This is a genomic window from Georgenia sunbinii, from assembly GCF_036421875.1.
In the GTDB taxonomy this organism is placed as follows: Bacteria; Actinomycetota; Actinomycetes; order Actinomycetales; family Actinomycetaceae; genus Georgenia_B; species Georgenia_B sunbinii.
In genome coordinates this window covers 1-22329 of the sequence record NZ_JAZGOL010000002.1, presented here as the reverse complement: position 1 = coordinate 22329, position 22329 = coordinate 1, and the positions used below count along the sequence as shown (strand labels likewise).

Genomic DNA, 22329 nt, shown 5'->3' with positions numbered 1-22329 from the left:
GTCACCAGCCAGTGGGTGAGCTGGGTCGGGCGATGACCAGTTCCGCTGCCGTCCACCGGACGTTCATCGGCCCGTCATCCGGTGCGCCCCGGGCGTTTACCCGGCCCCGTCAGGGTGGGCTCCGGCGGTCCTCTGCCGGGCTGCCCCGAGCCGTCGTCGTCGGCGGCTGCGGTCATCCAGCGAAGGGATCCGCCTTGTTCCGTGCCCTCAGACGTCCACCCGAGCGATCCGGTGCGGGGCACCGGCGCCGTGGTCTCATCGCGGCCGCCGCCGCCGCCGCGGCCGTGTCGCTCAGCGCCGCGATCCCGGCCGGCGCCGCCGGCCTCGTGCCGGTCGTGCCGATGCGCTACGACATCGAGCCCGGCTCGCCGGTGCTCATCAGCGAGATCGCCAACGGTGGCGCGGGCGCGACGTCGCAGGCCAACCGCGACGGCAACAAGAACTTCATCGAGATCACCAACTACGGCGAGTCGGCGATGGACATCTCGGGCTGGAAGATCTACCGCTGCGGCCAGACCGGCGGCGGCTACGGGCCGCAGGCGGTCGTCGCGGACGGCACCACGCTGGCAGCAGGTGAGCAGTACACCACCGCCCGCGAGGGCTCGGGCTACGACGCCGACTCCTACTACGGCACGAGCCTGCACAGCTTCGGCTTCGGCGCCTTCATCGAGGACGCCTCCGGGCAGCGGGTCGACGCCATCGGGTTCTACCACGAGGACATCGCCACCGACTGCGCCGTCGACGGCCAGTGGCTGCAGCGCGGCCTGCAGCACCGCCTCGACGACTCCCACCAGCGGGTGTCCAACACCGGTGACATCGAGCAGGACTGGGTCATCGCGCCGCGGACCGTCGGCGCTGCGAACGTCACCGAGGGCGACGTCGCCCGCGTCGACAACGGCCTGCGGATCACCGAGTTCACCAGCAGCGGCTCGCAGACCACCGCGGACCAGTACGTCGAGGTCACCAACCAGGGCACGGCGCCGGTCGACGTGAGCGGCTACCAGCTCTTCCGGTGCGGCGAGAACGGCACGCAGTACCTGCAGAACGGTGACCTGGCCGGTGGGTCGGTCGTCGAGCCGGGCGACAGCTACGTCATCGCGCACAGCGGCGGCCAGTACGCCGCAGACGCCGACGCCACCTACGGCACGGGCATGCACTGGCGCGACTTCGGCGTCATGCTCCTCACCGACGACGACGAGATCGTCGACCGCGTGGGCGTCTACGACAACCGCAACAGCCCCTGCAGCGACGGCGCGCCGATCGACGAGAAGCTCAACCACTTCGACGACGGCGTCTACCAGCGCGTCTCCGACACCGGTGACAACGCCGCGGACTTCATCACCACGACCACCCGCACCCCCGGCGTGGACGACGCCGCCGCGGAGTACGCCCCGGTGCCGAGCTTCGAGGGCTTCGGCGACGTCCGGCTGAGCGAGGTCATCGCCAGCGGCCCGGCGGGCGGCAACGACGAGTTCTTCGAGCTCGGCAACTACGGCAGCGAGCCGGTCGACCTCTCAGGTTGGTCGGCCTACCGCTGCTACGGCACCGGCCAGCCCGGTGTCGGCACCAACGCGCAGATCGACGACCTCGGCGAGATCACCCTGCAGCCCGGCGACACCTACGTCGGTGTTCCCGCCGGCGCCCCCGCCGCGCTCCTCGAGATCGCGGACGCCACCTACGGCACCGGCCTCAACCAGACCGACGGCTACGGCATGTACATCACCGACGCCGACGGCGCGCTGGTCGACGCGTTCGCCGCCTATGACGTCAGTGTCAACCAGTACACCCCCTGCCGGCTGGGCGAGGAGGCCCGCAACTACACGAAGACGGACCTCGGCGAGAGCTACACCCGCGCCCAGTCGCTCGGCGACAACGAGCTCGACTTCGTCGCCGCCCAGCGCACGCCCGGCGAGCTCGTCGACGCTGAGTACGTCGACCCGACCGTCCCGCTGCCGGGCGAGACGGACGCCGTCGACGTCGCGACCGACCACGTGCCCGGCACGCCCGCCGTCGCTTCCGAGGACGGCACCGCGGTGACGATCACGACCATCGACGAGAACGGCACGGACCTGGACGTCGCGGTCCGCGCCGCCGAGCTGCGCGACGCGAGCAACGCCGTCGTGCACGCGGGTGTCAGCACCCTCCCGGTCCCCGAGGCCCTCGCCGGTGACGACGAGACCGTCGTCGAGGACCCGGCGGCGCCGCTCGCCGAGGGCACCGCGGACGGCTTCCCCTACCTGCGCTTCGAGGTCCCGGCCGACGGCGTGAGCGAGTTCGTGTGGACCGGCACCGCCGAGCCCCGCAACGAGCTTCAGCTCCTCGTGTGGTCCGACGGCGCGTGGCAGCCGGCCGCGGCTGGCGTGCCGTCCGCCGACGGCGACATCACCCTCGTGGGCGCGGTCGAGCCGGCCGCCGTCGTCGACGGCGTCGCGAACCTGATGGTCATCGACGGGCCGCGCACCACCGGCGGGCTCATCGACGAGGTCGGCGTGACCGACCAGGCCTTCGCCAACCCCGGCAGCTACGACGTCGCGATCAACCACATGACCGACACGCAGTTCTACGCCGAGAGCTTCCAGGACGTCTTCCGGCAGATGGCCAGCTGGGTCGTCGCCAACGCGGACGACCGCAAGATCGGCTACAACTCGCTCACCGGCGACATCATCCAGAACTGGATCAACGGCAACAACTCCGCCGAGCGTGCGGACCGCGAGTTCCAGGCGGCCCGCGACATCATGGACCTCATCAACGACGCCGACATCCCCAACGGCGTCCTTCCGGGCAACCACGACAACCTGTGGGGCCACGACAACGACAAGTACAACGACTACTTCCCGGTGAGCATGTACGAGGACAAGCCGTGGTTCGGGGAGGCGTGGGCGCCGGGCGACAACTCCGCGCACACCGACTACTTCTCCGCCGCCGGGGTCGACTTCCTCGTCATCAGCCTGCCGTACCGGGCCTCGCACGACCAGATGGACTGGGCGCAGGCGCAGGCCGCCGCGCACCCGGACCACAACGTCGTGCTGGCCACCCACTCCTACCTGCACCCCAGCGGGGAGCGGGAGACCGTCGACAACCGCTACACCGCGACCGGGTACGACCTGTGGGAGCGCGTCGTGGCACCGAGCGACAACATCTTCCTCGTCTTCGGCGGTCACTACCACGGCGTCTCCACGATCTACGCCGACCCGGTCACCGGGGAGCGCACCGACGCCACCGAGGTGGGTACGGACACCGTCGCGGTGACCAACGTCGGGGCCACCGGTCGCACGGTCGTCGAGATGCTCGCCGACTACCAGGGCTACCGCTCGACGCTCGAGGACGACCCGACGGTCACCCGCGCGGACCTCCTCGACCGCGACACCGGCTTCCAGCGGCTGCTGCAGCTCGACCTGGACGCCTCGCTCATGGCCGTCAACGCCTACTCCCCGACGCTCGACTCCTTCGAGGCGTGGCGCTACGACGAGCCGCTCTACCGCGGCGAGGCCGCTCGCTACGACGACGGCGATGACGAGTTCGTCGTCGAGGTGGACCTCATCCGGTCGACCGACGTCACGACGACGTCGTGGGCGGTCACCGGCGAGTCCGCCGAGGTCGCCGCGGCGCAGACCGCTACCGGCGCCCCGGTGAGCGTCGAGCTGGAGCGGGCGGCCACCGACCAGCTCTGGTTCGCCGCGGTCACCGACGTCGACGGCAACGTCGTCCACTCGGTGCCGGCGGTGCTCGCTGGTACCGAGACCCCGGACCCGGACCCGGAGCCGGCCGACCCGGACCCGGAGCCGACGGACCCCGAGCCGACCGAGCCCGGCGACGACCAGACGCCCGGCGACGACGACCAGACGCCTGGCGACGACGACCAGACGCCTGGCGACGACGACCAGGTGCCCGGCGGCGACCAGGCACCTGGCGACGGCGGCGGCCAGCCCGGCATGGACGTCGACGGCAGCGGCGGCGGCGGCTCGCTGCCGTCGACCGGTGTCACGGTAACGGCTGCGGTCCTCGCCATGCTGCTGCTCCTCGCGGCCGGCGCGGTCCTGCTGCGGCGGCGGACCATCGCCACCCGCTAGGCCCAGGCCGCATTGATCGGCCCGGCGTCCCCGCTCTCCGCGCCCCGGAGAGCGGGGACGCCGTCGTCGTACCGGGAAAGTTCATCAGACGAATTACGCAACACGGATGTAGCGTAAAGCGCGGAACTCCGCCTAGGATAGGCCTGCCTAACCTCGCGTCTCGCGAGCGGAACCCCGATGAGGAGTCTTATGAGCGCGCCCGTGATCGACGCCGCTGTTGTCCCGCTGTCGACCCGTCTGCGGGAGGGCACCCGCGCCGCCCACGACCGCGCGGAGACGGTCACGTTCATCACCGACCTCATGCAGGGACGGCTGAGCACCGCCGCCTACGCGGACCTCGCCGCGCAGCAGTACGGCCTCTACATCGCGCTCGAGGCCGCCAGCGAGCAGATGCGCGGCTCGGAGCGGGGCCAGTCGCTCGTCTTCGACGGCCTCACCCGCACGCCGTCGATCGAGACCGACCTGGCGTTCCTGTTCGGCCCGCAGTGGCGCGACGAGATCGACGTCCTGCCGGTCGCGCACGAGTACGCGGCGCGGGTCGCCGAGGTGAGTGACGACCTGCCGCGCTACGCCGCGCACGCCTACACCCGCTACCTCGGCGACCTCTCCGGCGGCCAGGCGATCAAGCGGCTCGTGCAGCGTCACTACGGTCTCGGCGAGGACGGCGTCGCCTTCTACACCTTCGAGACCATCGAGAAGCCGAAGATCTTCAAGGACACCTACCGGGCACGGCTGGACGGCCTCGAGCTGACCGACGTCGAGATCGAGGCCGCGGTCGACGAGGCCGGCGTCGCCTTCGACCTCAGCGCCCGGCTGTTCGCGGCCCTCGGGGAGCGCCACTCGGCGTAGTCCGGCACGGCCCGTGGGCGAGGGGCGTGGTGGACTTCACGTCCACCGATCGGCTCCTCGGTTTCCCCGGCCCGCCTCGGAACGCTATGCTCGGTCACGGCCCACCGTGGCCATGCGCCCGTAGCTCAATGGATAGAGCATCTGACTACGGATCAGAAGGTTGGGGGTTCGAGTCCCTTCGGGCGCGCTCGTTGAGACAGCGACATGACATCCCCGTCAGGCCCAGCCTGGCGGGGATTTCGTGTCTCTGCGGTCGGGGATCGGCCCGCACCCTGGTCACGCACGCCGAAGCGTGGCAGCATCGCACCCCACACCGTGGAGGGGGCCATGGAGACAGACGTCGACGGCGTGGTGCAGGAGGTCTCGACCGGCTCGCTGCCGCGCTGGGCAGCGGTCGAGGGTCTCGTCGCGGAGGCCTACGAACGCTACCGGCACCGCGACGACGGCGCCCAGGCCGACTACATCCCCGCGCTCGCCGAGGCGGACCCGGCTCACTTCGGGCTGTGCGTCGCTCGTACCGACGGTGCGATGCACGTGGCCGGCGACGCGGACGTGACGTTCTCGATCCAGTCGGTCTCCAAGGCCTTTGTCTATGCCCTCGTGTGCGAGGCCCACGGCCATGAGGTGGTCCGGGAGCGGGTGGGCGTCAACAACACCGGCCTCCCCTTCAGCTCGGTGATCGCGCTCGAGCTCAACGACGGGCACCCGATGAACCCGATGGTCAACGCCGGGGCGCTGGTGACGACGTCGCTCATGCCGGGGGAGACCGCCGCAGCGACGTGGGAGCACCTGCGCTCGGGCCTCTCGCAGTTCGCCGGCCGCGACCTCGCCACGGACGACGTCGTGTACCGCTCGGAGTCGGCGACCAACCAGCGCAACCGGGCCATCGCGCAGCTGCTGGAGAGCTACGGGCGCCTGGGGGACGACTCGCTCACCGTGCTCGACGTCTACACCAGGCAGTGCTCCTTGCTGGTGTCCGCGAGGGACCTGGCGGTCATGGGCGCCACGCTGGCCGACGGCGGCGTCAACCCGGTGACCGGCCGGCGCGTCGTCTCCGCCGCGGTCTGCCGTGACACGTTGGCCGTGCTCGCGGCGACCGGGATGTACGAGCACTCCGGTGAGTGGTTGTTCGAGATCGGCTTGCCGGCGAAGTCTGGCGTGACCGGCGGGATCATGGCGGTGGCCCCGGGCAAGGGTGCGCTGGGCTCCTACTCGCCGCTGCTGGACCCGGCCGGCAACAGCGTGCGCGGACAGCTCGCCACCGCCCACCTGTCGCGCACCCTCGGGCTCAACGTCTTCGCCTCGGCCCAGCACGACGGCGCCGAGGGTGCCTCATGACCACCGACCAGGCCGCGCTGCCGCAGTCGGTCGAGGAGCGGCGCTCGTGGCTGCCGATGGTGGGCTTGTTCCTCGCCCAGGTGCTCATGTCCTTCAACGTCGCGGCGCTGCCGGTCTCGCTCGGCGGTATGGTCGAGGAGTTCGGCGTCGCGCCCACCGTCGTCAGCTCCACGATCGTGGTCTACGGCCTGGCGGTGGCGGCTCTGGTGATGACCGGGGCCAAGCTCGGCCAGCGAGTCGGGTGGGTGGTGATCTTCCGCGTCGTCATCGCGACCTTCGCCGTCTCGGCCCTCATGATGATCTTCTCCCCGACGGTCGGCTGGGCGATCGCGGGTCAGGCCGTTGCCGGCGCCTCCGCCGCCATGATCGTGCCGTCGCTCGTGGCGCTCATCGCCGAGAACTACCGCGGCGCCCAGCAGGCGACGGCGGTCGGCTCCCTCGGGTCGGCCCGTGCCATCTCCGGGGTGAGCGCCTTCTTCCTGGGCGGGGCGCTCGGCACGCTGGTCGGCTGGCGGCCCGTCTTCGGCATCGTGCTGGTGCTGGCAGTGGTCGTGTTCGTCCTCAGCTTCCAGCTGCGGTCCGATCGCGGCGACCCCGGGATCCGTATCGACCTGGTGGCCGCGCTGCTGATCGGCGTCGCCATCGTGCTGCTGACCCTGGGCTTCAACAACCTCAACGCCTGGGGCCTGTTCTACGCCTCGGCCGGAGCGCCCTTCGACCTGCTCGGTGTCTCGCCTGCCCCGGTCTTCGTCGTCGTCGGGATCGTGCTGGGACAAGCATTCTTCTGGTGGACCCGACGACGGATCGCCGCCGGCAAGGTCCCGCTCGTTGACCTGGGGGTGCTCAGCTCGGGCCGGGAGCGCGCCGCGGTGTACGCGATGTTCATCGTCGTCGCCCTCGAGGCCGCGCTGAACTTCACCGTCCCGCTCTACATCCAGATCGTCCAGGGCCGCACCCCGTTCGACACCGCGCTGGCGATGATGCCGTTCAACCTCACGGTGTTCGTCACCGCCACCGTCGTCGTGCGCTTCTACAAGCGGTACAGCCCACGCGCGATCGGTGTCTTCTCCTTCGTGCTGACCACCGCGGCACTGGTGTGGCTGGCCTTCGTGGTCACCAACAACTGGGAGACCCTCCCGACGATCCTCGGCCTCTTCGTCTTCGGGGTCGGCCAGGGCGCGCTCGTCACCCTGGTCTTCAACGTCCTCATCACGGCGGCGCCGAAGCAGTCCGCCGGGGACGTCGGTTCGATCCGCGGCACCACCCAGAACCTCGCGTCCGCGGTCGGGACCGCCGTGGTGGCAGCGCTGTTGGTGACCCTGCTCAGCCTCAACGTCGGGCGGGCGCTGATGGACGACGTCGAGGTGCCGCCCGAGCTGGTCATCGAAGCGGAGCTCGACGACGCGGACTTCGTGAGCAACGACGAGCTCCGCGACGTGCTGGCCACCACCGACGCCGAGCCGCAGCAGGTCGACGCAGTTGTCGCCGTCCATGAGGACGCCCGGCTGCGCACGCTCAAGCTCGGCCTGCTCCTGCTCGCGGCGGTCAGCGCGACCGCGATCGTGCCGGCGGGTCGGCTGCCTGGTTACCGGCCCCACGAGATCCCCGACCCGGCAGGGGGTTCCGGGCGGGTGTGACGTTTCTCGCAACCATTCGCACATATGTCCCGCCCACATCTTTCGACTTTGCGTTGACAAAGCGCAAAAGTCCCCATATCTTCCACCCATGACTGTTACGGGTGTCACTGTTGACACGGGGAGCGCGGCCGTGATCACCACCGGCTATCGCGCGGGGATCATCGGTGCGGGCTTCATGGGCGAGGTCCATGCCCGCGCCATCAGGGTCAACGGCGGCGAGGTCGTCGGGGTCGTCGCGAGCAACGAGGAGCGCTCGGCGCAGGCGGCGGAGACCATGCTGGCCAGCCGTCGGTTCGCCGAGGTGGACGAGCTGCTCGCCGCCGAGGACATCGACGTCGTCCACGTCTGCACCCCGAACTACCTCCACCACCCTCTCGTCATGCGGGCCATCGAGGCCGGCAAGCACATCGTCTGCGAGAAGCCGCTCGCCACCAACCCCGCCGACGCCTACAGCATGTGGGCCGCCCTCGAGCGGAGCGGCAAGGTCGGCGCCGTGCCCTTCGTCTACCGGTTCCACCCGATGGTCCGCGAGGCCCGTGAGCGGGTCCGCCGCGGCGAGCTGGGCCGGGTCTTCCTCGCCCACGGCTCATACCTGCAGGACTGGCTCAGCGCCACCGCCGACGACAACTGGCGGGTGGACGCCAGTCTCGGCGGCGCGACGCGCGCCTTCGGCGACATCGGCTCGCACTGGTGCGACCTGCTGGAGTTCGTCACCGGTGACCCCATCCGTGCGGTCAGTGCCCGCAGCGACACCGTCAACCAGCAGCGCGGCGACGGAGCCGGCTCGGTGCAGACCGAGGACCTCGTCGTGCTGCAGTTCGAGACCATTGCCGGCGTCCTGGGTTCCGCCACGATCTCCCAGGTCTCCCCGGGCCGCAAGAACCGCCTGATGCTGGAGGTCTCCGGCTCGGAGTCGACCCTCGCCTTCGACCAGGAGGAGTCCGAGAAGCTCTGGCAGGGACGCCGGGAGGGCTCCCAGCTGCTGGTCCGCGACCCCGACACGCTCTCCACCGCTGCGGCGAAGTACGCCCTCGTCCCGGCCGGCCACCCGCAGGGGTACCAGGAGTGCTTCGCCAGCTTCGTGGCGGACACCGCCCGGACGATCAGCGGCGGGGCCCCGGACGGCCTGCCGACCTTCGCCGACGGGCTGCGCGCCGCGCGCCTCGCCGACGCCGTCGTGCAGTCCGCCGCATCGCGCAGCTGGGTGGAGGTCGAGCGGTGACACGGTGTGGGGTACCGCTCGATGCGCTTCTGTACCCGGCGGTACGGCGGGCTTCCTCTGGTCCTCGCCTGAGGCCAGTCCGCCAACCGGCAGTTCGTCGGCGAGGGACCGCCGGATTCTGAGCTGCTGTACCGACGCGTACGGTATAGCGCTAGCATGTTGGCATGACCGCGACGACCGTGCCGACCACCGAAGCGCCGGTTGCGCGCAGTGACGAGCTCGCCCAGGCGGCGTTTCGCCTGTTCTCCTCGCGCGGGATCGCCGGCGTCAACATGGACGCCATCGCGGCGGAGGCAGGAGTCACCAAGGGCAGTCTCTACTGGCACTACTCCTCGAAGAAGGAGGTCGTGCTGGCCGCGTGCGCGGTGTACTACCAGCGCTGGCGCAAGAACATGGGGGCCGCCCTCGAGGGTGCGCAGAGCAGGTTTGCCGCTGTGGAGGCGGCCATCGCCTTCTCGGTGCGGGACTGTCTGCTCGATGACGCGAACCGCGTGTTCACCCTGGAGATCATTGCCAGCTCGCTGTACGACGAGGAGATCCGCGCGAGCTGGGCGGGCTTCCAGGACGAGGTTGAGCGGCACTTCCTCGGGCTGGTCCATCGTGCCGTGGGCGCCGGTGAACTCGAAGTGGACGACGTCGACGGCGCCGTCGAGGTGATGGTCTCCGCGATGGAGGGCGTCAAACAACTGGCACTGTTCCGCCCGTTCACCGCCGCACCGGACAGTGAAGTGCGCATCCGCCGGCAGCTCGCCTCGCTCCTCGGCCGGCCGACGACCCCGGGCCGCTAGGTCCTCAGCCCGCACTCCGAGGTTGTTTGTGCACGGCTCGGTCGATCCGCGCCACGATGCTGGATCCCGGCCCGTGTCAGGTGCCGCGCTGCGCGCTCCAGTCCGCACCTGAGCCGTATTGCTACATCAGGCTTTCGCCTCAAGGTTGACAGGAACTGGAAGTACCCGACTAGTATACCGCTCAGTATGGACGCCGTCAGGGCCGACGACGAGAGGCAGAGCTTGTGAACCAACATGTGGACGTGGGCGATGGACCGCTCCTGCGAGTGAGCGGCATCACCAAGTCGTTCTTCGGGGTCCGGGTCCTCCATGGGATCGACCTCGAGGTCTACCCCGGCGAGGTGCACGCCCTGGTCGGGGAGAACGGCGCGGGCAAATCGACCCTGATGAAGATCCTCGCTGGCGTCCACCCGGCCGACGGCGGCACCATCACCCTCCAGGGCCGACAGGTGAGCTTCTCCCATCCCCTCGAGGCGCAAGCCGCGGGAGTGACCACGGTCTTCCAGGAGTTCAACCTCCTCCCCGAGCGAACGGTCGCGGAGAACGTCTACCTCGGACGCGAGCCGCGCCGCTACGGACTCGTCGACCGAGCTGCGATGGTCCGGGACACCGCCAAGCTCCTCGAGGACCTCGGCATCGAGAATATCTCGCCCTACGGCAAGGTCCGTGGCCTGTCGGTCGCCGAGCAGCAGGTGGTGGAGATCGTCAAGGCGATGTCCTTCGACGCCCGCATCATCTCCATGGACGAGCCCACCGCCGCCCTCGCCGACCACGAGGTCGAGCTGCTCTACCGCCTCGTCCGACGGCTGCAGGAGCGCGGCGTCGCCGTCCTCTACGTCTCGCACCGGCTCAAGGAGATCTTCGACCTCTGCGACCGGATCACCATCCTCAAGGACGGCACCCTCGTCGACACCGTCGACGCCTCGGCCATCAGCGGCGACGAGCTCGTGCGCAAGATGGTGGGGCGATCGATCAGCTCGATCTTCCCCGAACCTCGCGAGGGCACCACGCTCGGCGACGTCCGCCTCGCCGTCCGCGGCGCCGGCAACCGGATGGTGCGCGACATCGGCTTCGAGGTCCGCGGCGGAGAGATCGTCGCGCTCGCCGGCCTCCAGGGCAGCGGCCGCACCGAGATCGCCCACGGGCTGTTCGGCGTCGAGCGCTTCGCCCAGGGCGAGGTCTACGTCGACGGCAACCGCGTCGACCCGAGCTCGCCGCGGCAGGCGATCGGGTCCGGCATCGCGCTGGTGACCGAGGACCGCAAGGTCGAGGGTCTCGCCCTCAACCAGTCGGTGGCCGCCAACGCCCGCCTCGTCCTCGACGCCGTCATGCCCCGCCGGGCCGACGAGGGTGCCCGCCGCGCTCCCGGGATCCTCTCCTCCCTCGAGCTGACCGCGCGCAGCGGCGCCCACGAGGTGCGGTTCCTCTCCGGCGGGAACCAGCAGAAGGTCGTGCTCGCCAAGTGGCTGCTCACCGACCCGGGCGTGATCGTCATGGACGAGCCGACCCGCGGCATCGACGTCGGCGCGAAGCGAGCGGTGTACGAGCTCATGCGCGACCTCGCCGCCGAGGGGGTCGCCATCGTCCTCATCTCCTCCGAGCTGCCCGAGGTCATCGGGATGGCGGACCGGATCATCGTCCTGCACGACGGCGAGATCAGCGGCGAGCTGCCCGGCGGATGCGACGAAGAAGCCGTCATGGCCCTGGCCACCCGCCACGACACCATCGAGGAAAGCGCATGACCGCGACACCAGACGTCGGGCTGGCTCCCCGGCCGCCTGCCCCCACCAAGAAGGCACCGGGGCGCCAGTCCCCGCTGCGCTCCATCCCACTGATCTACGTCGCGCTGCTCGCGATCCTCGTCATCGGCGCCATCCTGCTGGCAACCCGCGGCGAAAACCTCTTCAGCGGCGGCTCGATCATCGACATCCTTACCCGATCGAGCCTCCTCGGGTTCATCGCGATCGGCCAGACGCTCGTCATCCTGTGCCGCTCGCTGGACCTGTCGGTCGGCTACGTGGCCGCCCTCAGCAGCCTCGTCGCCGCGGTCGTCATGGACGGCGACGAGTCCCGGGTGCTGCTCGGCGTCGCCGCCGCGCTGGCGGTCTCCGCCGCCGTCGGGCTGTTCAACGGCATCGTCACCACCAAGCTCGGTGTCCACGCCTTCATCACCACGCTCGGCGCCGGACTCATCATCAAGGGCTTCCTCGACACCCGGTTCCCCGGCCCCTCGGGGTCCGTCCCGGCGTCGTTCCAGGGCTTCGGGTACACGAGGATCGGTATCCTGCCGCTCTCGGCGGTGATCATGCTGCTCATCGCCGTCCTCGGCGCGGTCATGCTGCACCGCAGCCGGCTGGGGCACAGCATGTTCGCCGTCGGCGGCAACATCGACGTCGCGCGGCTCTCCGGGATCCGTACCGACCGGACGCTGATCATCGCGCACGTCATGTGCTCGACGATGGCCGGCCTGGCCGGGCTGCTGCTCGCCGCCCGCTTCAGCACCGGTGTCGGCGCGCAGATCTACGGCTCGGGGTACGACCTCGACTCCATCGCCGCCGTCGTCCTCGGCGGCACGCTGCTGCTCGGCGGCCGCGGCGGGATCGGCGGCACCATCGCCGCGGTCCTCATCCTCGGCGTGCTCGACAGTCTCTTCAACGAGCTGCAGATCAACCCGTTCTTCCGTGACGTGCTGCGCGGCACGATCATCATCGCCGCAGTCGCGATGTACGCGCGGCGACAGATCGATCCCAACAAGGCCCGAGCACGGTTCCAGGACCTCACGTCCTCGCGTCGCCGCAGACCGGCGGCACGCACCGCCCGAGGAGGACGGTCATGACGTCTCGACCCGCCGCGGCCCCCGCGGCCCCATCCCTTCGCGAACGGCTCCGTCGCAACGGCAGCGGGCCGGTGTTCATCGTGCTCGCCGTGCTCGTCGTCGCGATGCTGTTCCTCAACCCGGGATTCTTCGAGCCGCCGTCGCTCATGGCGTTCCTGCGCAGCGCAGCACCCCTCGTCATCCTGGCGATCGGCCAGTACTTCGTCATCGTCTCGGGTGAGTTCGACCTGTCGGTGGGCAGCCTCGTCGGTGCGCAGGTGGTCATCGCCGCACGGCTCATCGAGGGCGAGGAGAGCCGCACCTGGCCGGTGATCGCGCTGATGATCGGCTTCGGGCTGGTCGTCGGGCTCGTCAACGGCCTGGTGACCACCCTGCTGCGCGTGCCGTCGTTCATCACCACGCTGGGCACGATGCTCGTGCTCTACGGGGCGATCCGGCTGTGGACCGGCGGCGCGCCGACCGGCGCGCTGTCGGAGAGCTTCCGGCAGTGGGGGAGGACCGGGATCGACATGCCGGTGCTGCGCCAGCTGCCGTACGCGCTGCTCATCATGCTGGTCATCGCCGTCATCGGCGTGCTCGCCATGCGCTCGTCGTACGGCCGGGTCCTCATCGCGACCGGCGACAACGACACCGCCACCACCTTTGCCGGCGGCCGCGTGTGGCGGGTGCGTACCACCGCCTTCGTGCTCTCCTCGCTCCTGGCCACCGTCGCCGGCATCCTCATCGGGGGCTTCGCCGGCGTGACCGCCCAGGTCGGCCAGGGCATGGAGTTCACCGCGATCACCGCCGTCGTGCTCGGTGGCGTGCTGCTCGGCGGCGGACGAGGCTGGATCGTCGGCGCGATGGCCGGTGCCCTCACCTACCAGCTGCTCTCGCGGCTGCTCGTCCAGCTGGACATGCCTTCGACCCTCAACCCCACGATCCAGGGGGTCATCATCATCGCGGCCGTCGCGTTCGCCGCGAACCAGTCCCGTACCCGGCGGACCCGCGTCGCGGCCCAGACCCCCGCCGAACCTCAGCCCGTGGGAGTCGGATGACCTGATCACCCCGCTGCCGCGACGCTGCGGCACCTCACGTCCCCCCGAGAATCCCCCGAAGCTTTTCACTCACATCGTTACCAAGGAAGGTATTTGATGCGCCGTACTATCCGCCTCACCGCAGGCCTCCTCGGCATGGGCCTGGTCCTGTCCGCCTGCACCACCGACGCGCCCACCGAGGGCGACGAGCCGGACACGCCCACCACCCAGGAGACCGACGCCGACGCCGACACCGATGTCGACGCTGACGCCGAGGGCACGCCCGAGGGCGAGTTCTTCGTCCGCGCGGACTTCGAGCGCGAGCTCGCCCAGCGCGACATGGCCCCCGAGGGCGACGACGCCACTCCGTGGCTGCAGATGATCGAGCCCGGCGAGATGGTCGACACCACCGAGTTCGCCTCCGACAGCGGCGACAACACGCTGTGCTTCTCCAACGCCTCGGTCTCCAACCCGTGGCGCAACACCGGCTGGATCACCATGCAGGAGCAGGTGAAGGTCCTCCAGGACGAGGGCGTCATCGGCGAGTTCCGCGTGGCGGACGCCGCAGACGACGACAACAAGCAGATCTCCGACATCCAGTCCTTCATCTCCGACGGCGACTGCGATGCCATCGTCATCTCGCCCTCCACCACCGCCACCCTGACGCCGGCCGTCGAGGCGGCGTGCGAGAGCGGCGCGCCGGTCATCGTGTTCGACCGCGGTGTCAACACCGACTGCGCCGTCACCTTCATCCACCCGATCGGTGGCTACGCCTATGGTGCTACCGGTGCGGAGTTCCTCGTCGACAACCTCGAGCCCGGCTCGACCGTCCTCGCGCTGCGCATCCTGCCCGGCGTCGACGTCCTCGAGCACCGCTGGGGTGCGGCGAACGACATCTTCGCCGGCAGCGAGCTCGAGGTCGTGGGCGAGGAGTTCACCGAGGGTGACGCGGCCAAGATCAAGGACATCGTCACGCAGTACCTGCAGCGCGGCGACGTCGACGGCATCTGGATGGACGCCGGCGACGGCGCCGTCGCCGCCGTCGAGGCATTCGAGGACGCTGGCGCGGACTACCCGGTGTTCGCCGGTGAGGACGAGCTCAGCTTCATGCGCAAGTGGGACGAGACGGGCATGACCGCCGTCGGCCTCAGCTACTCCAACTTCCAGTGGCGCACCCCGGTGCTCGCCGCAGAGATGATCTGGAACGGCGAAGAGGTCCCCGCGGAGTGGGTGCTCCCGCAGCAGCCGGTCACCGATGCCGACCTGGCCGACTACCTCGAGCGCAACGCCGACATGCCGTCGCTGCACTACGCGAAGTTCGGTGGCGAGGACCTGCCCGGGTTCCCGGAGGCCTGGCAGGGCAACTAGCACCACCCGCTGTGGGGCGCGCGACCGCCGCCGGACCACGTCCCGGCGCGAGGCCCGCGCCCCACAGCGTCACCCGAGCACCGCTGCTTACATCGACGACGAAGTGGACTGACGATGACGTCTGACGTGCGACGCCGGATCGGCGTCAACACCTGGGTATGGACCTCCCCGCTGACCGATGAGTCGCTGCGACGACTCGCCCCGACTATCAAGGACTGGGGCTTCGACGTCATCGAGCTGCCGGTGGAGAACCTCGGCGACTGGGACCCCGACTCGGCGGCCGCGCTGCTCACCGACCTCGGCCTCGGCGCCACTGTCACCCTGGTGATGGGGGAGGGGTCGGAGCTGGTGGCCACCGACGCCGCGATCGTCCGGTCCACCCAGGACTACCTGCGCGGCGTGATCGACGTCGCGCACACCGTGGGTTCGGCGGTCATCGCCGGGCCCGCCTACGCCTCGGTGGGTCGCACCTGGCGGATGACCGAGGCCGAGCGGCAGGGCTGCTACGACGAGCTCGTCGAGCACCTCGCCCCGGTTGCCGAGCACGGCCGCGGCGCCGGTGTGCAGATCGCGGTCGAGCCGCTCAACCGGTACGAGACGTCGTTGATCAACACGGTCGACCAGGCCCTGACGGCGCTGGCGCCGCTGCCCGAGGTCGGCCTGCTGCTCGACGTCTACCACATGAGCATCGAGGAGACCGATGTGCCGGCGGCGATCCGACGCGCCGGCGCCCGGATCGCTCACGTGCAGGTCTCTGCGAATGACCGCGGCGCCCCCGGTGCTGACCACCTGCCGTGGTCCGAGATCTTCGGCGCGCTGGACGACGCCGCCTACACCGGGCCGATCTGCATCGAGTCATTCACCGCGGAGAACGCCACCATCGCGACCGCGGCGTCGATCTGGCGCCCGCTGGCCGTCACCCAGGACGCCATCGCCGTCGATGGTCTGGCCCACCTGAGGAGGTTGATGGCGCACAGCTGAGCTGACCGGGACTCGCGAGGACGCGACGTCCCGACGGGGGGCGACCAACCGTCACTACCGACCGATACGACCCTTGAAAGGAAACTATGACTCGCACTCTCGGGCAGAGCCGCCTGCGGCGAACGCTCACTGCAGCGTCCGCCAGTGTGCTGACCTTGTCACTACTAACTGCGGTACCCGCGGTGGCCGGCACGGAGCCGCCGCCTGCCGACGATGACGACCCCCAGGTCCTCATCTTCACCGCGACCACCCAGTACCGGCACGAGGACGCGATCGACGTCGGTACCCCGGTGCTCATCGACGCTTTCGCGGACGCCGGCATCGAGTCGGTGCACTCCGAGGACTCCTCGCTGTTCAACGACGAGGACCTCGCCAAGTTCGACGCGCTGGTGATGTTCCAGACCTCGGGCGACCCGTGGAACGCCGACGAGAAGGCCGCCCTCGAGCGCTACCAGCAGGCCGGCGGCGGCATCGTTGCCATCCACAACGCCACCGACATGCGCGGGAGCTACGACTGGTGGGACGACATGATCGGCGCGCTGATGCCCGGTCACGCCGCCACCGGCTCCGACCCGGGCCTCCCCGGCACCGTCCGGGTGGAGGACCAGACCCACCCGTCGACCGAGCACCTGCCCCAGCGGTGGGAGCGGGCCGACGAGTGGTACAACTACTCGGCGAACGTGCGCGGTGAGGCGCACGTGCTCGCCACCATGGACGAGTCGACCTACGAGCCCGGCGGCAACGCGATGGGCTACGACCACCAGATCTCCTGGTGCAAGCCTTACGACGGTGGCCGCGCCTGGATGACCGGCATGGGCCACTTCGGTTCCCACTTCACCGACGAGCCCGACCTGGTCGAGCACATCCTCGGTGGCGTGCAGTGGGCCGCGGGCCTCGTCGAGGGTGACTGTGGCGGGACCGACTGGGGCATGTACGAGCGCGTCGCGCTCGACCAGAACACCTCCGCGCCGTTCGGGATGGACATCGCCGACGACGGCCGCGTCTTCTTCACCGAGCTGGTCCGCGGGCAGGTCCAGGTCTACGACCCGGCCTCGCACACCACCACCACCGCCCTGCAGCTCGACGTGTACTCCGGCGGTGAGGACGGCCTGCTCGGCATCGCGCTGGCGCCGGACTTCGCCGAGAGCGGTCACCTGTACCTCTACTACTCGCCGGAGAGCGAGGACGACACCGACCCGGCGAACTTCTACAGCAACCTCTCGCGGTTCACCATGGACCACGAGACCGGGCTGATCGAGCCCGACACCGAGCGCGTGCTGCTCGAGGTTCCCGCCCGGCGGCTGCCGGACGAGCCCGGCCACACCGGTGGTGTCGTCGAGATCGATGCCGAGGGCAACCTCTACCTGGGTGTCGGCGACGACGTGAACCCGCACTCCGAGCCGTCCGGCGGCTACGCACCGCTGTCGGAGCGCGACGGCCAGTTCCACGACGCCCGCGCCACCTCGGCCAACTCCAACGACCTGCGCGGCAGCCTGCTGCGCATCACGCCGCTGGACGAGATCCCGGCCGACGCCGAGCCCGGAGTGGGGACGACGTACACCATCCCCGAGGGCAACATGTTCGACGAGGCGGAGGACACCGAGGACAAGACGCTGCCCGAGATCTACGCGATGGGCTTCCGGAACCCGTTCCAGTTCGCCATCGACGAGGTCACCGGCAACATCTCGATGGCCGACTACTCCCCGGACAACGGCAGTGACAACCCCGCCAACCGCGGGCCTGCCGGCATCGCCGAGTGGATGATCATCGACGAGCCCGGCTTCTACGGCTGGCCGCTGTGCATGGGTAACAACGAGCCGTTCCGTGACGTCGACTACCGCCAGCAGCCACCCGCCGTCGGCGAGTTCTTCGACTGCGACGCCCCGGTCAACGACTCGATCCTCAACACCGGGCTGACCGAGCTGCCCGCAGCCGTCGCACCGGACATGTGGTACGGCTACCAGCGCGCCTCCCACCCCGAGATCATCACGCAGGGTGGCGGCCTGGCCCCGATGGGCGGCCCGTTCTACAACTTCGACGCCGCGTCCGAGTCGGACACCAAGTTCCCCGAGTCGTTCGACGGCCAGCCCTTCTTCTTCGAGTGGGCGCGGAACAAGATGTACTCCTTCATCCTCGACGAGGCCGGCACCGGCCTGGAGAAGGTCAACGCGTTCCTGCCGTCGGAGCCGTTCATGGCGCCGATCGAGGCGAAGTTCGGCCCGGACGGCTCGATGTACGTGCTCGACTGGGGCGGCGGCTTCGGCCGGCACAACCCGGACTCGGGCCTGCACCGCATCGACTACGTCTCCGGCTCGCGCTCGCCGTCCGCGGTCGCTACCGCCACCCCGGACAGCGGCCTCGCGCCGCTGGAGGTGACCTTCGACGGGTCCACGAGCAGTGACCCGGAGAACGAGGAGCTCAGCTACGCCTGGGACTTCGACGGCGACGGCGAGGTGGACTCCACCGACGTCAGCCCGACGACGACCTACGAGGAGAACGGCGTCTACGACGCTCGCCTGACGGTCACCGACCCGCACGGCAAGACCGGCACCACCACGGTGCCGATCACCGTCGGCAACACCCGGCCGGAGATCAGCTTCAACCTGCCGCCGACCGGCGCGTTCTTCGACTTCGGTGACGTCGTCACCTGGGACATCGACGCGTCCGACGCCGAGGACGAGATCGACGACTCCGAGCTCATCGTGCAGCCCGCCTTGGGCCACGACGGCCACGCCCACCCGGCCGAGCCGTACACCGGCCGCACCGGGTCGGTCGAGACCGGCTTGGGTGGTGGGCACAGCGACGACATGAACGTCTTCTACGTGCTCGACGCCCGCTACCAGGACTCCGGCGGTGACGGGGTGCCTGCCCTCACCGGTCAGGACACCTCGCTGCTGTTCGGCAAGATCCGCGAGGCGGAGTTCTTCACCGACTCGGAGGGGATGACGGCCACAGCCTCGCGCGACATCGAGGGTCACGGCACCTCGATCGGCGGGCAGGACGGCGCATGGGCGTCCTACGACCCGATCAACCTGGTGAACATCGACCAGCTCGTGCTGCGGGTGGCCTCGGCCACCGGCGGGGACATCGAGCTGCGGCGTGACGGCGTCGACGGCGAGCTGCTCGCCACCGCGGAGGTCCCCTCGACCGGCGGACTGGCGCGGTACACCGACGTCGCCGTCGAGATCGAGGACCCGGGGGAGTCCTTCGAGCTCTTCGTCGTCTTCCCGGGCGAGGGCGAGCGACGGCTGAACTTCATCGAGGCCGACGGCCAGGGCATCTCGCCCACCTCCAAGCCCCGCGTCGCGATCACGGCACCGACCGTGGCCGACGAGGTCGAGGTCGGTGAGGTCACGGTGACCGCCGACGCCACCGACGCCGAGAACGAGATCACCCAGGTCGAGTTCTTCGTCGGTGACGAGTCTCTCGGGGTCGACGAGGAGGCGCCGTACAGCGTCACCTGGGACGCCGCGGACGAGGCGGTCTACCACCTGACCGCGGTCGCCACGAACAACAACGGCGCCGAGACGACGTCGCGGATCGTGCCGATCACCATCGGTGACGCGTTCGGCGACTTCCTCACGTTCTCCAACGTCGACGGCGAGTTCAGCCGCGGCGAGGACGGCACGTTCACCATCAACTCCGGTGGTGGCAACATGTGGAACGCGGTCGACGAGTACAGCGCGCTCTACATGCCCGCGGGCGCCGACGAGCGGTGGTCCGCCACCGTGAAGATCAACAGCCAGGGCAACAGCCACGGCAGCGCCAAGGCGGGCCTCATCGTCCGCAACGACGTCACCGCTCCCGGTGAGTCGGCCGGGTACGCCGCGCTGGGGCTCCGCCCGAACGGCGGGTTCGAGTGGCTGCGGTCGACCAACACCTCGGGGCAGCTCAACGCCTCGAGCGACGCCGGCAGCACCAGCTACCCGGCGTGGATGCGCCTCGAGCGCAACGGCGACGACTACACCGCGTTCTGGAGCACCGACGGTGAGAACTTCACCCGCATCGGCGCCCCGGTCCAGCTGCCGGGTGCGGCGTCGGTCCAGGACATCGGGCTGTTCGTCACCGCGCACCACGCGTCCGCGACGAGTGAGGTCGAGTTCGCCGACTTCGTCTTCGACGACGACCCGGCCGACCCGGACCCGGACCCCGAGCCGGGTCCCGGACCGATCTGCGCCACCACGATGAGCGACGAGTTCGACGGCGACGACCTCAACGGTCAGCGCTGGACGACGGTGCGCAGCGCCGACGGCTCACCGGTGACGGTGGCCGACGGTGCACTGCACCTGCCGGTCACCGGCGCTGACATCGACGGCGCGAACACCGGCCCGATCAGCTACGTCGGTCAGCCCGTGCCGTCAGGCGAGTGGCAGGTCGACACGCAGGTCAGCGTCGAGCATGGGCGGCACTGGCAGTACAGCGGCCTCATGGTGCACTCCGGGGACGACGACTACACCAAGCTGACGTTCACCAAGCACGAGAACGGCAGCCGCTTCCTGGAGTTCTGGACCGAGTCCAACGGTTCCCGGACCCAGCACGCAGGCAACGTCACCCTGCCGGCTGACGCCGCGAACGCCGTCCACCTGCGCCTCACCAGTGACGGCGAGAGCCTCACGGCGGCCTACTCGCTGGACGGCGAGCAGTTCACCACGCTGGACGGGTCCGCGGTCCTCGACCCGGACGCCACCTTCGGCGTCGTGGCTGCCGGCGACACCGGCGAGCCCGATGTCGTCGCGGCGGTGGACCACTTCCGGGTCACCCCTGACCGGGAGGACACCGGCGAGCGGGAGCCGAACGACGAGTTCGACGGCGACGCGCTCGACGGTTGCCGCTGGGACAGCACGGTGCGCTACCAGGCGGAGAACGTCTCGGTCGCCGACGGCGAGCTGCACATCGTCACCCAGCCCGGGGACGTCAACAACGACAACCCCATCTCGCCGGAGAACTTCATCCTGCAGTCCGCTCCGGCGGGCGACTGGACGATCGAGACCCGGTTCCACGCCCCGCTGATCCACCAGTGGCAGTACGCCGGCCTGCTGGCGTACGGCGGCGACGACGACTACGTGAAGCTCGACGTCGTAGCACGCAACCAGGCCGGGCAGCCGCTCGCGCTCGGTGCCGAGCTCGTCTCGGAGGTCAACGGCGGCTTCGGTGCCGGTGGCAACCGGGGCATCGACCTCGCCGGTGAGCCCGAGGGTGACTACTGGCACCTGCGGATGACCCGCACCGGTGACAGCTACCAGGGCTGGGTCAGCGAGGACGGCGAGACCTGGACCTCGCTCGGCGACGCGGTGACGCACGCCGGTGACCTCTCGACCTTCGGCCTGGTGGCCATCGGACCGGAGCAGACCGAGCCGACCACCGTCAGCTTCGACTACTTCCGGGTGGTCGAGGACGACGTCACGCCGCCGGTCGACGAGGAGGCCCCGACGGTGTCGGGCAACGTCCTCGGCACGTCGACGGGTGAGTTCGGCCCGATGGACCACGGCCACGGCACCAGCGACCTGACCGTCGAGGGCACCGCGACCATGACCAAGAGCACGGCCGGGACCAGCGTGATGATCCAGGCCAGCGGCCTGCTGCCTGGTCAGCCGTACCCGGCGCACCTGCACGACGGCTCGTGCCAGACCCACGGCGGGCACTACAAGCACGACCCGAACGGGCCGTCAGCACCGCCGAACGAGATCTGGGTGTCGTCCAACACCGACCCCCGGGGCGACCTCGTGCCCAACGCCCAGGGCGTGGCACGTGGCTGGGGACTCGCCGACTGGATCGTCCGGCAGCAGCCGCTGTCGGTGATGATCCACGAGTCGGGCCTCCCCGGGCTGCCGATCGTGTGCGCCGACTTCGCGGCCTACGACGCACCGGCCTCGCTGGTGCTCGACGCCGATGACGGCGACGGTTCCGGCGTCGACACGGTCGAGTACCGGATCGACGGCGGCGACTGGCTGGCCTACGAGTCCGCGGTCGAGGTCGTCGAGCCCGGTGACCACACCGTGGAGTTCCGTGCCACCGACGCCGACGGGAACATCAGCGACATCCAGGAGCTGACGTTCGCGGTCGCCGGCGATGAGCCCGGTCCCGACCCCGACCCGGTGGTCGTGCCGCACGCGGTGACGTTCATCGACGAGGACGGGACGGAGAACGACTCCTACACCGTTCCTGCGGTCGATGGCGTGGAGTACCTCATCGGTGACGACGTGGTTGAGGCCGGGTCGTACGAG

At 69.9% G+C, this 22329-nt stretch carries 12 protein-coding genes and 1 tRNA gene; all 13 read left to right on the top strand.

Going from position 1 to position 22329, the window contains the following annotated elements; translation table 11 throughout:
• The first annotated feature begins 194 nt into the window (after positions 1-194).
• Complete coding sequence (locus tag V2J52_RS04585; protein ID WP_331226508.1) at positions 195-4070, top strand: lamin tail domain-containing metallophosphoesterase family protein; 3876 nt, start codon at positions 195-197, stop codon at positions 4068-4070.
• A gap of 189 nt (positions 4071-4259) precedes the next feature.
• A complete protein-coding gene (locus V2J52_RS04580) occupies positions 4260-4919 on the top strand; it encodes a biliverdin-producing heme oxygenase (protein ID WP_331226507.1) in 660 nt (219 codons plus the stop codon).
• A gap of 114 nt (positions 4920-5033) precedes the next feature.
• A tRNA-Arg gene (locus V2J52_RS04575) sits at positions 5034-5106 on the top strand.
• A 140-nt stretch (positions 5107-5246) separates the two neighbouring features.
• Complete coding sequence (gene glsA / locus V2J52_RS04570) at positions 5247-6257, top strand: glutaminase A (RefSeq protein ID WP_331226506.1); 1011 nt, start codon at positions 5247-5249, stop codon at positions 6255-6257.
• Positions 6254-7894, top strand: a complete 1641-nt coding sequence (locus tag V2J52_RS04565; protein ID WP_331226505.1) for an MFS transporter — start codon at positions 6254-6256, stop codon at positions 7892-7894. The genes glsA and V2J52_RS04565 overlap by 4 nt, the downstream gene beginning before the upstream one ends.
• A gap of 88 nt (positions 7895-7982) precedes the next feature.
• Entirely contained in the window at positions 7983-9116 is a 1134-nt protein-coding gene (locus tag V2J52_RS04560) for a Gfo/Idh/MocA family protein (protein ID WP_491062168.1), read from the top strand.
• Between the two features lie 164 nt (positions 9117-9280).
• Complete coding sequence (locus tag V2J52_RS04555; protein ID WP_331226503.1) at positions 9281-9904, top strand: TetR/AcrR family transcriptional regulator; 624 nt, start codon at positions 9281-9283, stop codon at positions 9902-9904.
• A 242-nt stretch (positions 9905-10146) separates the two neighbouring features.
• The gene (locus V2J52_RS04550; protein ID WP_491062167.1) at positions 10147-11646 is read left to right on the top strand and encodes a sugar ABC transporter ATP-binding protein; all 1500 of its coding nucleotides are present in this window, start codon (positions 10147-10149) and stop codon (positions 11644-11646) included.
• A complete protein-coding gene (locus tag V2J52_RS04545) occupies positions 11643-12740 on the top strand; it encodes an ABC transporter permease (protein WP_331226501.1) in 1098 nt (365 codons plus the stop codon). Before V2J52_RS04550 ends, V2J52_RS04545 begins: the two co-directional genes overlap by 4 nt.
• Complete coding sequence (locus V2J52_RS04540) at positions 12737-13777, top strand: ABC transporter permease (RefSeq protein WP_331226500.1); 1041 nt, start codon at positions 12737-12739, stop codon at positions 13775-13777. The genes V2J52_RS04545 and V2J52_RS04540 overlap by 4 nt, the downstream gene beginning before the upstream one ends.
• 96 nt (positions 13778-13873) lie before the next feature.
• Positions 13874-15124 (top strand): substrate-binding domain-containing protein, encoded by a 1251-nt coding sequence (locus V2J52_RS04535; RefSeq protein ID WP_331226499.1) that lies wholly within the window; start codon positions 13874-13876, stop codon positions 15122-15124.
• 114 nt (positions 15125-15238) lie between these two features.
• Positions 15239-16105, top strand: coding sequence for a sugar phosphate isomerase/epimerase family protein (locus V2J52_RS04530; protein WP_331226498.1), 867 nt, complete (start codon positions 15239-15241; stop codon positions 16103-16105).
• A gap of 182 nt (positions 16106-16287) precedes the next feature.
• A partial coding sequence (locus tag V2J52_RS04525; protein WP_331226497.1) for a ThuA domain-containing protein occupies positions 16288-22329 on the top strand: 6042 nt, incomplete at its 3' end.

What these genes read in the sequence shown, in the direction of transcription:
- V2J52_RS04580 (WP_331226507.1), top strand. Translation starts at nt 4,260, where the DNA reads ATGAGCGCGCCCGTGATCGACGCCGCTGTTGTCCCGCTGTCGACCCGT.
- glsA (WP_331226506.1), top strand. Translation starts at nt 5,247, where the DNA reads ATGGAGACAGACGTCGACGGCGTGGTGCAGGAGGTCTCGACCGGCTCG.
- V2J52_RS04565 (WP_331226505.1), top strand. Translation starts at nt 6,254, where the DNA reads ATGACCACCGACCAGGCCGCGCTGCCGCAGTCGGTCGAGGAGCGGCGC.
- V2J52_RS04560 (WP_491062168.1), top strand. Translation starts at nt 7,983, where the DNA reads ATGACTGTTACGGGTGTCACTGTTGACACGGGGAGCGCGGCCGTGATC.
- V2J52_RS04555 (WP_331226503.1), top strand. Translation starts at nt 9,281, where the DNA reads ATGACCGCGACGACCGTGCCGACCACCGAAGCGCCGGTTGCGCGCAGT.
- V2J52_RS04545 (WP_331226501.1), top strand. Translation starts at nt 11,643, where the DNA reads ATGACCGCGACACCAGACGTCGGGCTGGCTCCCCGGCCGCCTGCCCCC.
- V2J52_RS04540 (WP_331226500.1), top strand. Translation starts at nt 12,737, where the DNA reads ATGACGTCTCGACCCGCCGCGGCCCCCGCGGCCCCATCCCTTCGCGAA.
- V2J52_RS04535 (WP_331226499.1), top strand. Translation starts at nt 13,874, where the DNA reads ATGCGCCGTACTATCCGCCTCACCGCAGGCCTCCTCGGCATGGGCCTG.
- V2J52_RS04530 (WP_331226498.1), top strand. Translation starts at nt 15,239, where the DNA reads ATGACGTCTGACGTGCGACGCCGGATCGGCGTCAACACCTGGGTATGG.